Raw genomic sequence first — 16181 nt, forward strand, 5'->3', positions numbered from 1 at the left:
TTTTAATTTACTATTTTTAGAATGTCTGGCCTACGTTGAACGAGAAGAACTTAGTGTCATCCCCATCTTCCTGCCTGAGTACTTTGGCAAAACTGAAAATCATGGGGCCCATAGGTGACAACCATTGTACTGATAATCCCGATGATGCTCTGAAACGCTTATAATCACCATAATCTACAACAAGATTACGTTGAGCGTCACTCAAATCGGCATAATCATTTAAATCAAATTCGGTATCCCACAAGTTACCTGCATCTACAAATAAACTGGTGCGAACAGAATTATCAAAATCTTCTTCTACAAACGGGGTTGGAACAATTAATTCCACTCCAGCCAGTGCTAGCGCGTTACCACCAAACGAACGTTGAGTTGTTTGGATCCTGTCATGGCTTGGGCCCAATACAATCGTATCACCATTAGGGTCTGTAATGGTGGACGGTGAACGGTAAATACCTTTTGGACCAACCGTATTGTTTTCAAAACCACGTAATGAATCACTTCCGCCGGTACTGAAATATTCAAAGAACGGTAAAAACTGATCATGACCCTCGATTTTTCCATAACCATTACCGTATGACAACTGCAGACGGGTCAGGAAGGACCATCGCTGATCCTGACTAATGGGGAAGTAAAACTTGGTATCCAGATTCATTTTGTAATAGGTTAAATCTGAATTTGGCGTAGTTGCACTGATGGATGCTCTTTGCATTGAACCGGCGCTTGGGAAAATACCGCGGTTCAATGTAGAGCGATACCAACCGGCACTTAGCTGATAAGTATTAAAGGTCAGGCTTGCATCCGGGTTTGAAGGATCGGCAAATACATCATAGAAGTTACGAATCTGTTCATAACGCTGTAATTGTGATACCTCCTGATGTTTATAGGTGACCCCAAAATTCAGGCGATTGAACTGATTAACCGGGTAACCAAAGTTCATGCCCACACCATAGGTTTTACTGTTGTACTGCACCAGGTTAGCGCTACCCGCATCAAATTCGGTATAGAACACATTTCCGCCCAAACTAATACCATCAATAGTAAAATAAGGATCGGTGTAAGAAAGATTAATACTGCTCTGATACGACACAGTGCTCAGGCTTAATGCCAGTTGGTTACCCGTACCAAGGAAGTTATTTTGCTGGATACCGGCCTGCAGGCTTAATTTAGTACGATCGCCGTAACCAATGCCCGCATTAAATGAACCAGAGGCCTGCTCTTTAATATTAAAATTAACATCAACCTTGTCATCAAGCCCCGGTAAACGCACCGTTTCAAAATCAGCTTCTTCAACATAGGTTAAACGGGAAATACTATTTTTACTGGCTTCAAGCGCAGTATTTGCCAACCAGGCACCTTCCATCTGCACCACTTCACGACGGAACACTTCATCTGCGGTGACTTTGTTACCACTAAAGTTAATACGGCGAACGTAAATACGTTTACCGGGATTAACCGATAAGCGCAGTTTGACCGTTTTATCTTCATCGTTAATTTCAGGAATGGTGGTCACTTCGGGGAAAGCATAACCAAAACGCCCCAGATACTTACTGATAAATTCTTCGGTGTAGGTGACCATCGCCAGGTTATATAACTGACCTTCACGTAATGGCATCAATACTTTAATGGCTTTTTCGTTACCCAGCAGATCACCAGCCAGCTCAATTTCAGAAATATGGTATTTTTCACCTTCGGTGATATTAAAGGTGATATAAATGCCGGTTTTATCAGGTGTCATTGACACCTGAGTGGAATCCATGTTGTAACGAAGATATCCACGATCCATATAATAACTGCGGATCTTCTCCATATCGCCGGAAAGCTTTTGTTTCTGATAACGGGTTTCAGCCATGAAATCCCACCAGGGGGCACCAAACTGAAGTTCCATCTGATCCAGCAATTCCTGATCAGAAAAAATTTCATTACCAACAATGTTAATTTGTTTGATTTCTGCGGCATCACCTTCTTCGAAGGCAAGTTTTAAATCAACACGATTACGCGGCAGTGGTGTTACTATCGCATCAACTTCAGCATTGTATTTACCGATGCTGTAGTAGAAATCCTTTAAGCCGTTTTCAATTGATGTCAGAACGGTTTTATCCAGCGGTTCACCCACGCGGATATTATTATCTTCCAGCGACTGATTTAGTTGTTCATCTTTAATATCGTCATTTTCTGCAAAGATAATATTACTAATGGTAGGACGCTCATGCACTTTGATAACCAACGTATTGCCATCACGCAACACTTCTATATTGTCAAAGTGAGAGGAGGCATATAACGAACGAATCACCTGTGCAATACGAAACGAATTCATACTGTCGCCAACTTTAACCGGAATATAGGTTAAGGCAGCACCCAGTGCGACCCGCTGCAGGCCTTCAACACGCATGTCGTCAACCACAAATTCCGATGCCGATTCGGCATAAGCATGACTGACACTACTGGCTAATAATCCGGCTGCAACTAACTGTCTTAACTTCATTTGTTATTATTCTTCCAAACTACAATTTTATTCGATGACATGCTGATTTTGCGCTCATGCTAATGTTATAAACGGGCGATGTCATTCATTATGGCCATTGTCATAAACAAAAATAACAAAGTTCCACCAATTCGAAAGCCAATTTCCTGCACTTTCTCTGACACGGGACGTCCACGTACCATCTCAACCAGATAATACATCAAATGACCGCCATCAAGCACCGGCAGTGGCAACAGGTTTACGATACCCAGATTGACACTAATCAGAGCTAAAAAACTTAAGAAATACACCAGGCCATAACTTGCACTGGCACCCGCGCCTTGTGCTATAGAAATCGGGCCACTTAAGTTTTTAACCGACACGTCACCAGTAAACAATTTACCCAACATATCAAAACTTAATGTGACTAAACGCCACGTTTTAAGCATGCCTTGCCAAAAAGCACTTAAAGGATTGAATTGTTGGGTAAAACGATAAGATTCTGGCCAGGGTTGTGCCTGAGGCACCACGCCTAAATATCCCTGTTCTTGTCCGTTTTGCGTGTTTTTCTTGCCGAGTAAAACGTCCTTTGAGATGTTTTCTCCATCACGTACCAGTTCGATTGTAACATTCTGTCCGGGACGTGCAGCAATATAACTGACTATTTGTTCCCATTCTTGTACAGGAGTTCCATCAATCGCAATGATTTTATCTTTTTGCTGAATATTTGCGCGTTTTGCAGCACTATCCTCGGCCACCATGGCAATCACAGTCGTGACTTTTGGAAAATATGGCTGAATACCTAAACTTGAAAAGGCGCTTTGTTTATCCGGATCAAATTGCCAGTCACTCAGGGGTAAACTTATTTGATAGGTTTGTTTGGTTTCTGTATTCAACAGTGTCATGGGTAAGCTGGCTTCACCTATATGCGACACCATTTCCAAATTTACCGCTTCCCAATCCACTGTATCGTGTTCACCCACCTTAACAATTTGGCTTGGTAGCTGGATAACTGAACGGCTGGCAATAGAATCCTCAGTGACGTTACCAATAACAGGTTTTACAGTATCCACGCCCAGCATAAACATTAACCACAACGCGAATACAGCAAAGATGAAATTCGTTAATGGACCCGCTGCGACAATTGCAATACGTTTGTACACGGACTGGCGGTTAAATGCATAAGGTAAATCCTGTTCCCGAACCTGCTCAACACGTTCGTCCAGCATTTTGACATAACCACCAAGAGGAATAGCCGCAATAACATATTCTGTGCCCAGCTTGTCTTTGGTTTTCCAAAGTGCCTTTCCAAAACCAACAGAGAAACGCTCGACCTTTACACCACAGCGTCTGGCCACCCAAAAGTGTCCCCACTCATGCACAGCAACCAGAATGCCCAGTGCAACCACAAAGAAAAACAGATTTTGCACAAATGCTAGCATCAGGCGACCTTCGTTAAATGTTGCTGAGTCTGCTTACGCACACGCTGGTCAAAGTTAATCACATCTTCAATACTATTCAGAGCTTCAGAAGCTGTATGTTCCAATACAGAACGATTAATATCAGCAATTTGGGTAAATGCAATCCGGCCTCGCAAAAACGCATCCACTGCCACTTCATTTGCAGCATTTAATGCGGTGCTGGCATATTGACCAGCTGAGACAGCATTAATAGCCAGTCGTAAATTAGGGTAACGATTAAAGTCAGGTTTGCAAAAGCTAAAGTCGGTAAGTTGACTAAAATCCAGCGGTGCGACACCGGCATCGATGCGCTCCGGATAGGCCAGTGCATGAGCTATAGGTGTACGCATATCCGGATTGCCTAGTTGGGCTATAACTGAACCATCCTTATATTGCACCATAGAGTGAATAACACTTTGAGGATGCAGTACGATCTCAATATTTTCTGGTTGTAATCCAAATAACCAGCAGGCTTCAATAAATTCCAGCCCTTTATTCATCATAGTGGCCGAATCCACCGAAATTTTGCGTCCCATTTGCCAGTTAGGATGTGCACAAGCCTGATCTGGCGACTTGTTTATGAGGGTATCAATCGGCTCATTAAGAAAAGGGCCACCAGAACCGGTAAGCAATATTTTACTGATGCCACTTTGCTTAGGATTGGCGTACTGGTAATCGGCAGGCAAACACTGAAATATTGCGTTATGTTCGCTATCGATTGGCAACAATGTCGCACGATGTTTATTCACTTCACTCATAAACAGTTCACCAGACATAACCAGTGACTCTTTATTCGCCAGTAACACTTTTTTACCTGCCTGCACCGCATAAAGGGTCGGTAATAATCCGGCGGCGCCAACAATCGCTGCCATAACAACTGACACGTCGTCAGCCTGGGTAATAAGTTTCAGTCCGCTGTTTGCATCCAGAACCTGCGCCGTTAATCCTGCCTGTTTTGCCAGGTCAGACGCTAAAGCGAGTTTATTCGGGTCGGTCACCACCAAATAATGTGGCTGGCATAACCTTGCCTGTTCAATTAATAATTCAACCTGTGAGTGACAGGTCAATCCGAATACCCTGTAGAGATCAGGGTGACGATTAACCACATCCAGAGTACTTTGACCTATGGAGCCGGTCGCGCCCAGGATTGAGATAGTTTGCATCAGGCCATCCACATCACATAAAACAGCGCGAATATAGGAAATGCCGCAGTCAGGCTATCAATACGATCCAATATCCCACCATGGCCGGGCAGTAAATTGCCACTGTCTTTCACTCCAACACAGCGCTTAAACATGCTTTCGTTTAAATCACCTAAAGCCGACACCCCAACGGTTAATGCACCAATTAACAAATGGCTCCAGATACGTGAAGGGTCAACCTGATAGTGCAAAGCTGCAAAACCAATAATGGCCAGAGACGCACCGACACCTCCCATCAGACCTTCATAGGTTTTACCTGGCGAAACATTCGGACGTAATTTATGTTTACCGAACTTAATGCCAATGAAAAACGCACCAATATCAGCTGCCCATACTATGCCCAGTACGTAGAAAATCAGTGATGCTCCAAATAAGGTATCCATATCATACAAATAGGTGCGTAATGACACGATAGCAACCCAGGTTGGGATCAGGGTTAAAATACCAAACAAACAGCGTAAAAAAGTATTACTGCGCCATATCGTTGAATATTTGGGATACGCCAGAATCATCAGCAACGATACCAGCCACCAGAAAGCCGCTGCGGTTAAAATATATTGATAAAGAGGAGATAATTGCCCCTGATACCAGATTTTTTCTACCGGGATATAAGCTGAAAGAAATGCACAAATAGAGACCAGCAACAGGCTATACAGCCCCTTGGCGACCCGGTTCTGAATACCGGCTAATTGGGCCCATTCCCAGGCCCCCAATCCCACAATAAAACCAATGGCGACTTCAAATCCTTTTAAGGGTAAAAACAGGATTGCGCCTAATGCTAACGGTGCGAGCACCAGTGCTGTTATTATTCTTTGTTTTAACACGTCACACCTTCTGTCGAATCTTCAATCTGCTCTCCGGTTTTACCAAACCGGCGCTGACGTGAAGAAAATACTTCAACTGCTTCTGCAAAATGCTGTGTACCAAAGTCAGGCCAAAGTACATCCATAAACACCAGTTCCGCATAGGCCAGTTGCCAGAGCAGGAAATTACTTACCCGACAATCACCACCTGTGCGAATTAACAAATCAACATCACCAATTCCATATAAGGAGGTATATTGATTAAACAGTGTTTCATCTATTATGTGTGGGTCGATTTCCCCACTTTTTGATTTTTCTGCCAACTGTCTGGCCGCGTTGACAATATCCCAGCGACCACCATAATTGGCTGCAATATTAAGTACCAGCGACTGGTTATCTTTTGTTTGTTGTTCAGCTTGCTGGATTAATGCTTGTAGTTTTGAGCCAAAACGCGACGTATCTCCCACCACATTCAATCTAACGTCATTGCGATTAAGCTTTTTTACTTCGCTTTTTAAAACAAACGTAAAAAGCTCCATCAATACGCTGACTTCTTCCTGCGGGCGATTCCAGTTTTCGCTACTAAAAGCAAAAAGCGTTAAATACTTAATGCCATTTTCACGGGCAAAGCGCACAGCAGCTCTAACCGATTCCACACCCGCTTTATGTCCATATGTCCGGCGTTTTCCCTGCGACTTAGCCCAACGACCGTTGCCATCCATAATGATGGCAACGTGATCGGGCACCGCCGTTCCTGCCGGTATCGTTTGTTCTGCCTTGACTGTCATAATTAAACGGAAATCTAACCTAGATTTCCATTAACTCTTTTTCTTTGGCAGCCAGCATCTGATCGATGGTTTTAACAAAATCGTCAGTAATACTCTGGATATTATCTTCCGCTTTGCGAGCATCGTCTTCACCGATTTCTTTTTCTTTCAGCAGCTCTTTTACATCGCTGTTGGCATCACGACGAATATTACGAATAGCAACACGCGCTTGTTCAGCTTCACCACGCACCACTTTAATCAGATCTTTACGACGCTCTTCCGTTAATGGCGGTAATGGGATTCGGATTACTGCTCCGGCACTCATAGGGTTTAAACCCAAATCAGACTGCATAATGGCTTTTTCCACTGCCGCTGAAGCACTTTTATCAAAAACGGTCAGAGCCAAAGTACGGGCGTCTTCTGCCACAACGTTAGCTAACTGATTTAAAGGTGTATCTGCGCCATAGTAGTTAACTGAAATGCTATCCAGTAAGCTAGGATGAGCACGACCTGTGCGAACTTTGGCTAACTGACTTTTTAATGCACTGATACTTTTATCCATGCGGGAAGAAGCATCTTTTTGTAAATCTTCAATCACTTTAATTACTCCTTGATAGTGGTGTCCGACAGCTTGCTGGCATGGTCGATTACCGTACCTTCCTGCTCGCCCATCACCACACGGCGCAACGCACCGGCTTTATTCATGTTAAACACCCTAATGGGTAAGCTATGGTCACGCGCCAACGTAAACGCAGCAAGATCCATTACTTTTAATTCTTTTTCCAGTACCTGCTGATAAGTCAGTTCATCATACAGTTTTGCGTCTGGTTTTTTAACGGGATCGGCGTCATATACGCCATCAACTTTGGTGGCTTTTAGTACGGCATCCGCTTCTATTTCAATACCACGCAGACAAGCCGCAGAGTCCGTAGTGAAAAATGGGTTACCGGTACCGGCTGAAAATATCACCACTTTGCCGCTTTTCAGGCTACCAATGGCTTCAGCCCAGTTGTAGGTATCACACACCCCGTTTAATGGAATGGCAGACATAAGCTGAGCACTGACAAAGTTACGATGCAATGCATCACGCATGGCCAAACCGTTCATAACAGTAGCAAGCATGCCCATATGGTCACCTACTACCCGGTTCATACCTGCTTTTGCAAGCCCTTCACCTCGAAAGATATTTCCACCACCAATCACCAAAGCGACTTCGACACCCAGTTCAATCAGTTCCTTGATATCCTGAGCCATCCTATCGAGCACTTTTGGATCTATACCAAAGCCTTCGTCCCCCATCAGGGCTTCACCGCTCAGTTTTAAAAGAATTCGTCGATATGCAGTTTTAGGGATATTCATGAAAATTTCTTCCTTTGATAAACAAACCGCGACTTTAAGCCGCGGTAAGTTTATATGACATTAACATGACTAAACAGACATGAATGGCATTTATTTTGATTGCAAAATCCAATTTGGGATCGCTGTTTGCGAAATCGATAAAACGAATTAAGTCGAATTAACACCAGCAGTATCCCGTCAGACAATACAGGCTTAGCCTTTGGCTGCCGCCATTTGCGCTTGTACTTCAGCAGCAAAGTCTTCAGATTTTTTCTCGATACCTTCACCCACTTCAAAACGAATGAAGTTAACAACATCAGCATTGTTGTTTTTCAACAACTGACCAACATTGATTGAAGGATCCTTAACAAATGGCTGACCCGTCAGGCTCACTTCACCAGTGAACTTCTTCATGCGGCCTTCAACCATTTTTTCAGCGATTTCTTTTGGCTTACCACTGTTAATAGCGATATCAACCTGAATTTCACGCTCTTTAGCAACCACTTCTTCAGACACGTCTTCTGGCTTAACGAACTGAGGGCTACTTGCTGCTACGTGCATTGCAACATCTTTAGACAACTCAGCATCACCACCCTGAAGAATAGTGATTACACCGATACGGCTACCGTGAGTATATGCACCTAAATTGTCACCTTCTACAGTCACAACACGGCGTACATTGATGTTTTCACCGATTTTAGCAACCAGGTTGTCACGTACAGTAGAAACAGCAACACCGTCGATTTCCGCGCTATTCAAAGCATCAACGTCGTTTAATTTGTTGGCTACAGCTAACGCCAGAACTTGCTCACCAAAAGCCAGGAAACTTTCGTCACGTGCTACGAAGTCAGTTTCACAGTTCAGTTCAACCATAGTTGCAACACCGCCGTCTACTTTAGACAGGATTACACCTTCTGCTGCGATACGACCTGCTTTTTTAGCAGCCTTCGCCTGACCAGATTTGCGCATATTTTCAATCGCGGCTTCGATGTCACCGTTAGTTTCGGTTAACGCTTTTTTACAATCCAACATACCTGCGCCGGTACGTTCACGTAATTCTTTGACTTGCGCTGCAGTCACTGCCATTGTCATTTCCTCGAATATAAATGTGTTGAAAAACAGGGGCGAAAAACGCCCCTGTCGGTCAGATTCTGAAAATCAGTACAAATTATTCAGCTTCAACGAAGTCGTCACTTTCCGCTTGAACTTCGATATTTTTCTCGCGACCAGAGTTAACAGCATCAGCAGCAGCGTTCAGATATAACTGAATAGCGCGGATAGCGTCATCATTACCAGGGATTACATAATCAACGGCATCTGGGTTTGAGTTAGTATCAACGATAGAAATTACTGGAATACCCAGATTTTTCGCTTCGTTAATGGCAATGTGCTCGTGGTCAGCGTCAACAACGAATAAGCAGTCAGGAAGACCACCCATGTTTTTAATACCACCTAAGCTGTTTTCCAGCTTTTCCATTTCACGTTGAAGCATCAGTACTTCTTTTTTGGTCAGCTTCTCGAAAGTGCCGTCCTGAGACTGTTGCTCTAAATCTTTTAAACGCTTGATGGACTGACGAACTGTTTTCCAGTTAGTCAACATACCACCTAACCAACGCTTGTTTACGTAGAACTGGTCACATTTTACTGCAGCTTCTTTTACTGCTTCACCAGCTGCACGTTTAGTACCAACGAATAATACTTTACCTTTCTTGCTCGCTACGCCAGACAAGAAGTGCATTGCTTCGTTGAACATTGGAACTGTTTTTTCAAGGTTGATGATATGAACTTTGTTACGAGCACCAAAGATGAAAGGTTTCATTTTTGGGTTCCAGTAACGAGTTTGGTGACCGAAGTGTACGCCAGCTTTTAGCATGTCGCGCATTGATACATTTGCCATGTTAATTTCCTCTAATGGGGTTAGGCCTCCATACATCCCGATTTTCGATCCATCATATTAAAGTATGATGAACACCCCGAACGCCGTGTCGATGTATGTGTGTTATTAATAATGGGATAGATTTCCCGTTCAATTTAAACGCTGCTTTCCAGTACCTGAAAATCAGCGCGGCGCTTTATACCATGGGGGGGTGAAATTTACAACGAATAATTCGAACTGACCTAAAGCGAAACACTTATTTAACGGGGCTACACCCCCGTCATCAATGCTGCTAGAATGCCGCCTTTATATTGTTAAAGTAACTGACAGGAAAGCGTTTTGTCTGCCATTATTAAAACAGCTGAAGAAATCGAAAAAATGCGCGTTGCGGGTAAACTCGCCGCCGATGTATTAATGATGATTGAACCTCATGTTCAAAAAGGGGTAACAACCGACGAGCTGAATCAGCTTTGTCATGATTACATTGTCAATGAACTCGATTGTGTGCCAGCCCCGCTAAATTACGGCCATCCGCCTTTTCCAAAATCAATCTGTACTTCTGTTAACCATGTTATTTGTCACGGTATTCCCGCAGATAAAAAACTCAAAGATGGCGATATTATCAATATCGATGTGACCGTGATTAAAGATGGTTACCACGGCGACACCTCAAAAATGTTCGTGGTGGGTAAACCCTCCATTCTGGCTGAGCGTTTAATTCGAATTACGCAGGAGTGTTTGTATATCGGCATTGAAATGGTCAAGCCTGGTGCACGTTTAGGCGATATTGGTCACGCGATTCAGCAACATGCAGAAAAACATAATTATTCGATTGTGCGTGAATATTGTGGGCATGGTATTGGTGCAGGCTTCCATGAAGATCCACAAGTTGTGCATTATGGCCGTCCAGGAACAGGTGAAACGTTAGAGGCTGGTATGTGCTTTACTATTGAACCTATGGTAAATGCGGGTAAACGTTATTCAAAAATTCTGCCTGATCAGTGGACAGTCGTCACCAAAGATCGCAGCCTGAGTGCCCAATGGGAACACACTTTACTGGTGACAGATAATGGTTGCGAGATCTTAACCCTGCGTCCGGAAGAAACCATCAAACGTGTGATTGAACACTAAAATATCAAGGAAGGCTGCCTGTGTCGCTGCATGCTGTACTGCAACAAATCCAGCAACTAACGGATATCAATAATTTATCAGCGTTCAAACAATGCAATCAGCAAATTTACCGCTGGTTGCAGCAAGATTTTGCAACGACAGATATTAAAGAATTAGTCACAGGCCGCGCCAAGGCAGTTGATGCGCTACTGATAAAAGCCTGGCAATTACTGGAACTGCCTGCACAAGAGCATATCGCTCTGGTTGCGGTTGGCGGCTATGGTCGTCAGCAATTACAGCCGTATTCAGACGTAGATATATTATTATTGTCTCCCAAAAAATTGACCTCATCCAGTCAGGAAAAACTTGGTCAGTTTATTACATTATTGTGGGACATTGGACTGGATATTGGTCAGTCTGTTCGCACAATTAAAGAATGCGTGAAGCTGGCCAAAGACGACATCACCATTGCCACTAACCTGCTGGAATCACGGGTACTTTCAGGTGACTGCGATACCTTCCTGCAGCTGCAAGACAAAATACAGGGCGATAAAATCTGGTCAAGTGATGCATTTTTTCAGGCCAAATATCAGGAGCAGGTACATCGGCATCAAAAATTTGATGGCACCGCCTATAACCTCGAACCCAATGTTAAAGAAAATCCCGGTTGTTTGCGCGATATTCAAAGCATCGGCTGGGTGGCCAAAAAACACTTTAATGCGTTAAGTGGTAAAGAGCTGGTTGAGCACGGTTATTTTAGTGAGCAAGAACTGGAAGAGTTGCTTGAGTGCCGGGAAAATCTGTGGCGGGTACGTTGTGCTTTACACTTAATTGCAGGGCGCAGTGAAAACCGTCTGTTATTTGACTATCAGCCACAGGTGGCAGAAAAACTTGGATACGGAGAGGAAGGCAAAGCTTCGGTGGAAAAAATGATGAAATCATTTTTCCGTATCACACGACGAGTGAGTGAATTAAATGAAGTTTTGTTACAGCACTTTAAACAAGATGTGCTGCATCAAAAAATAAAGCAGATTGTCGAAATCAATCAGCAGTTTAGTCTGCACGACAATCTGATTGTGGCGAAAGATGATAATGTGTTCAACACGCCAGAACAGATTTTAGCTTTTTTTATCTTGCTGGCAGATTTACCGCAGGTGGAAGGGATCCACTCCTCCACCCTGCGCTTGTTACGCAACGCCAGACGCCGCTATAAAAACCAGTATTTCAGTGAACGCGCCAGCTGCCGTGAACTGTTTATGCAACTGGTTCGTCACCCTCGCTGTTTTGGCCTGCCGTGGGATTTAATGCATAAACACGGCATCATGCAGGCCTATTTACGCGAATGGGACCAAATTGTAGGCATGATGCAGTTTGATTTATTTCATGCCTACACAGTGGATGAGCACACCCATCGCCTGATTAAGTTTATTTATCATTACACCCAGCCTGAAGGCAAAAAAGCCTTCCCACGTTGTGGACGTATTCTGGCCAATATGGACCATCCGGAAATGCTGTTTATCGCAGCCATATTCCACGATATTGGTAAAGGCCGGGGGGGGGATCACTCTGTTCTGGGCGCGGCCGATGTCAAAGTATTTTGTCAGCTGCACCAGATAGAACCACAGGATGCCAGGTTAATTGAATGGCTGGTAGCCAATCATTTAACCATGTCGGTGGTAGCGCAACGCCGCGATATTTATGATCCGGAAGTGATTACCGAATTTTCGACACAGATGAATAACCAGACTTATCTGAATCATTTGTATGCCTTAACTCTGGCTGATATTCGCGCAACCAACAACAACCTGTGGAATGACTGGAAAGCCTCGCTACTGCGTGAGTTATATCTTATCACCAGTAAAGCGCTGGAAAGTGAACAAACCTTAAGTGATGATTTTCAGGAGCGCCTTGAACGTCACAAAACTCAGGCGATGGAACTGGCACTTGAAAAAGGCGCCGAGCGTGATGAAGTATTAAATTTCTGGAAGCAGCACGATACTAACTATTTTGTTCGCTATAAACCCAAACAGCTAGCGTGGCAGGCCAGTGCTATTACTAAAGCACAAAAGCAACATACCGACGATCAAGACATCACTCTGGTGGAACTCAGTGATGAAACCTCGCGTGCCGGTACCGAAGTTTTAATCTACGTAAAAGACCGCGCCAATTTGTTTGCACAGGTGGTATCGGTACTCGATAGCCGCAATTGCACCGTGCATGACGCCAATATCATGAGTACACCGGATGGGTATGTATTAGATACCTTTATTATTTTGGATCAGGACGGTAATAGACTTGTATCACCCGGTTTTATCCACGAATTACAACAAGGTATTATCGAACAACTCGAGCGTCCAGGCAGCGAACATATCAATAACCGCAAAATGCCTCGCCGCATGAAGCACCTGAATGTGCCGACTAAAATGCGTTTCTTTAACAATCATGCCAATCATACCTTAGTAGATTTAGAAGCGCTTGACGCACCGGGTTTATTAGCCAAAATCAGTCGGGTATTTGTCAGCCAGAATTTGTCCCTACATATGGCCAAAATCACCACCATAGGTGAGCGCGCCGAAGACGTATTTATCCTCAGTAATGCTGAGGGCAATGCATTAGATCAACAGCAGCAACTGGCACTGAAAAAACAATTAGTCGCAGTGTTAGACGATAACAATGAGTAAACCATGACAGAATTAAAAACCATCATTGAATCTGCCTTTGAGCAGCGCGATCAAATCACTCCTTCAACGGTTTCCGCTGAAATTAAACAAGCCATTGTAGACAGCATTGCGCTGCTAAATTCGGGTAAAGCACGTGTAGCGGAAAAGATTGCCGGCGAATGGGTTGTACATCAGTGGTTGAAAAAAGCAGTACTGTTGTCTTTCCGTATTAACGACAATCAGGTATTGGACGCAGAACCACAGAAGTTTTATGACAAAGTTGCGCTTAAATACAGTGACTACTCAGAAGAGCAGTTTAAACAGGATGGTGTGCGGGTTGTGCCGCCAGCGACTGTTCGTACCGGTAGTTATGTAGGTAAAAACGTGGTGTTGATGCCGTCATATGTCAATATTGGTGCATACGTTGACGAAGGCACTATGGTTGATACCTGGGCAACGGTAGGCTCATGTGCACAAATCGGTAAAAACGTGCATTTATCAGGTGGTGTAGGCATTGGTGGGGTGTTAGAGCCATTACAAGCTAACCCAACCATTATTGAAGATAACTGCTTTATTGGCGCACGCTCAGAAATTGTTGAAGGCGTCATTGTTGAAGAAGGCGCTGTGATTTCCATGGGCGTATTCATCGGACAAAGCACACGTATTTATGACCGTGAAACCGGCGACATTCACTATGGTCGCGTGCCCGCAGGTGCCGTCGTCGTGCCAGGTAACCTGCCATCTGCCGATGGCAAATACAGCCTTTACGCCGCGATTATTGTGAAAAAAGTAGACGCCAAAACCCGCGCTAAAGTGGGTATCAACGCATTATTGCGTAGCGCAGACTAACTCGCTATTAATATTAAAAAAGCCCCGTTTAACGGGGCTTTTTTATGTCATCAATTTAAACGCGGGCTAACCATTCTTTAACCCAGGGTATTGCTACTTTTTCCGGTTCCAGAGTTTCGCAGGCATCGATTTCGAGCAGTGGTTTCACCGCTTTGCCTTGCAGCTCTTGCAGCAGTTCGAACAATTTGCGCCCGGCCCCACAGTAAGTTTCACCATAACTGCTGTCACCCAATGCAATGACCCCAAACGGCTTTTTATCCAGCAAGGGAAATTGGTCATTCAATTGCAAATAAAACTGCTCCAATTCAGGTGGGATATCGCCCTGACCGGTTGTAGAGCTAATGAATAATACAGCATCACAATCAGTAACCTGTTCTACTTTTGGCGTTTGGCAAATTTGCGCCTGATGACCCAGCATTTGCAATAACTCGAGTACCTGTTCAGCCACAAATGTTGCATTGCCATAAACGGTACCGATAAAAATATTAATTTTAAGCATAACGTTAATCATTGCCCCTGATTTGGTTACAACAAAACCGGCATTATTGTTGTGTATACGGTTGCCAGCCCCATTGTGCACAAAGCGATTGAATACCTTCGCTTGGTGGTGCGGTTAATGTTATTTGTTCATGTGTTACTGGGTGTAATAATGACAGACCTATACAGGATAATGCCAGACCAGAAGTTTGATATTGATCACGAATAAAGCGATTTTGTTTACCGTCACCATGAGTCGTATCGCCGACAATCGGATGGCGCAGGTGCGCCATATGCCGACGCAACTGATGTTTGCGGCCGGTTTTAGGGCTAAGCGCCATTAACGAATAACGGGCAGTCTGGTAACGTCCGACGGCAAAGGGCAACTCCACCTGCGCCAGCTTTTTATAGTAAGTAACCGCTTGCTGAGGTTCTTTATCCTGCCTCGCTTTTTTATCGGCAATTTTATCCAACTCCTCTTTTAATGCGTAATCAAGCTCACCTTCGTCAGGGGCATATCCACGCACTATGGCTAAATAGTGTTTTTGCACCTGTTGCTGGCTAAATTGCTCAGTAAGCACACTGGCAACTTCTGAGGATAACGCAAACACCAGTAACCCACTGGTTGGCCTGTCAAGTCGGTGAACAGGAAACACATGCTGATTTATTTGATCACGTAACATTTGCATGGCGAATTCGGTGGCATGTTTATCCAGCATACTGCGATGCACTAATAAACCCGCAGGCTTATTAATCACCACCATATGCTGATCCTGAAAAATAATGGGCAGTGTCATGCGTTATCCCCTGCATAGTGCAAATCAAATTGTTCTAACACCGAAAGTAAAGCTTGCAGATTGCTCTCCCCTGCCCATGACTGCTCTGCCATTGGCAAAAGCTGCATGTTTGATGGTAAGGGGTGCTTAGCATCAACCAAAACATGCATTTTGGGGATAAAGATAAATTGCAGCCAGTTTTCAAATGGCATCACATCACAACTAAAAGGGGCTGTGCTATTTAATTGATGTATATCTAATGGAGCAATCTGCCACTTGTGTGATGCAACCAAGTGGCGTTCAAGCTCGGTTAGTAAGTACTTAGTAATCAGATAAATATCTTTATCATTCATGGCGATAATACTTGCCTTTGTTATAATCCCGGCCATCAAAATCACCTCC

15 protein-coding genes are annotated in these 16181 nt (G+C 44.0%); 3 read left to right on the forward strand and 12 right to left on the reverse strand.

From position 1 onward, the window contains the following. Positions 1–16 precede the first annotated feature (16 nt). The 9 genes from bamA to rpsB all read right to left on the reverse strand — a co-directional run bounded on the left by bamA (position 17) and on the right by rpsB (position 9928). A complete protein-coding gene (bamA, locus tag H8B19_RS03290; RefSeq protein ID WP_186505355.1) occupies positions 17–2482 on the reverse strand; it encodes an outer membrane protein assembly factor BamA in 2466 nt (821 codons plus the stop codon). Between the two features lie 65 nt (positions 2483–2547). After that, entirely contained in the window at positions 2548–3903 is a 1356-nt protein-coding gene (rseP, locus tag H8B19_RS03295; protein ID WP_186505356.1) for a sigma E protease regulator RseP, read from the reverse strand. Further along, on the reverse strand, positions 3903–5084 hold the full coding sequence (gene ispC, locus H8B19_RS03300; RefSeq protein WP_186505357.1) for a 1-deoxy-D-xylulose-5-phosphate reductoisomerase: 1182 nt from the start codon (positions 5082–5084) through the stop codon (positions 3903–3905). Before ispC ends, rseP begins: the two co-directional genes overlap by 1 nt. Further along, positions 5084–5947 carry a phosphatidate cytidylyltransferase gene (locus H8B19_RS03305; RefSeq protein ID WP_186505358.1) on the reverse strand — a complete coding sequence of 288 codons (864 nt, stop codon included), beginning with the start codon at positions 5945–5947 and terminating at the stop codon, positions 5084–5086. Before H8B19_RS03305 ends, ispC begins: the two co-directional genes overlap by 1 nt. After that, positions 5941–6714 (reverse strand): polyprenyl diphosphate synthase, encoded by a 774-nt coding sequence (gene uppS / locus H8B19_RS03310; RefSeq protein ID WP_186505359.1) that lies wholly within the window; start codon positions 6712–6714, stop codon positions 5941–5943. Before uppS ends, H8B19_RS03305 begins: the two co-directional genes overlap by 7 nt. A gap of 19 nt (positions 6715–6733) precedes the next feature. Next, entirely contained in the window at positions 6734–7255 is a 522-nt protein-coding gene (gene frr, locus H8B19_RS03315) for a ribosome recycling factor (protein ID WP_194362624.1), read from the reverse strand. A gap of 41 nt (positions 7256–7296) precedes the next feature. Further along, positions 7297–8052 (reverse strand): UMP kinase, encoded by a 756-nt coding sequence (pyrH, locus tag H8B19_RS03320; protein ID WP_186505361.1) that lies wholly within the window; start codon positions 8050–8052, stop codon positions 7297–7299. A 192-nt stretch (positions 8053–8244) separates the two neighbouring features. Further along, entirely contained in the window at positions 8245–9117 is an 873-nt protein-coding gene (tsf, locus tag H8B19_RS03325) for a translation elongation factor Ts (RefSeq protein WP_186505362.1), read from the reverse strand. 82 nt (positions 9118–9199) lie between these two features. Further along, positions 9200–9928, reverse strand: coding sequence for a 30S ribosomal protein S2 (gene rpsB / locus H8B19_RS03330; RefSeq protein WP_186505363.1), 729 nt, complete (start codon positions 9926–9928; stop codon positions 9200–9202). Positions 9929–10246: 318 nt separating this feature from the next. On the opposite strand from rpsB, the gene map reads away from it, so the two are divergent. From map to dapD, 3 genes are read left to right on the forward strand one after another with little or no spacing between them, the layout of a single operon-like run. Further along, positions 10247–11038, forward strand: a complete 792-nt coding sequence (map, locus tag H8B19_RS03335) for a type I methionyl aminopeptidase (RefSeq protein WP_186505364.1) — start codon at positions 10247–10249, stop codon at positions 11036–11038. Between the two features lie 20 nt (positions 11039–11058). After that, entirely contained in the window at positions 11059–13698 is a 2640-nt protein-coding gene (gene glnD, locus H8B19_RS03340) for a [protein-PII] uridylyltransferase (protein WP_186505365.1), read from the forward strand. A 3-nt stretch (positions 13699–13701) separates the two neighbouring features. Further along, a complete protein-coding gene (gene dapD, locus H8B19_RS03345; RefSeq protein ID WP_186505366.1) occupies positions 13702–14526 on the forward strand; it encodes a 2,3,4,5-tetrahydropyridine-2,6-dicarboxylate N-succinyltransferase in 825 nt (274 codons plus the stop codon). Between the two features lie 55 nt (positions 14527–14581). Here the strand turns inward: dapD and H8B19_RS03350 are convergent, their stop codons facing one another. Genes H8B19_RS03350 through H8B19_RS03360 form a run of 3 tightly spaced genes read right to left on the reverse strand, consistent with a single transcriptional unit; the run spans position 14582 to position 16168 of the window. Further along, positions 14582–15025 (reverse strand): flavodoxin, encoded by a 444-nt coding sequence (locus tag H8B19_RS03350; RefSeq protein WP_186505367.1) that lies wholly within the window; start codon positions 15023–15025, stop codon positions 14582–14584. 43 nt (positions 15026–15068) lie between these two features. Next, on the reverse strand, positions 15069–15800 hold the full coding sequence (gene truC, locus H8B19_RS03355; RefSeq protein WP_186505368.1) for a tRNA pseudouridine(65) synthase TruC: 732 nt from the start codon (positions 15798–15800) through the stop codon (positions 15069–15071). Continuing rightward, positions 15797–16168 carry a YqcC family protein gene (locus H8B19_RS03360; protein WP_241737456.1) on the reverse strand — a complete coding sequence of 124 codons (372 nt, stop codon included), beginning with the start codon at positions 16166–16168 and terminating at the stop codon, positions 15797–15799. Before H8B19_RS03360 ends, truC begins: the two co-directional genes overlap by 4 nt. Positions 16169–16181: the final 13 nt, after the last annotated feature.

This window comes from Neptunicella marina, from assembly GCF_014270035.1.
Lineage (GTDB): Bacteria > Pseudomonadota > Gammaproteobacteria > Enterobacterales > Alteromonadaceae > Neptunicella > Neptunicella marina.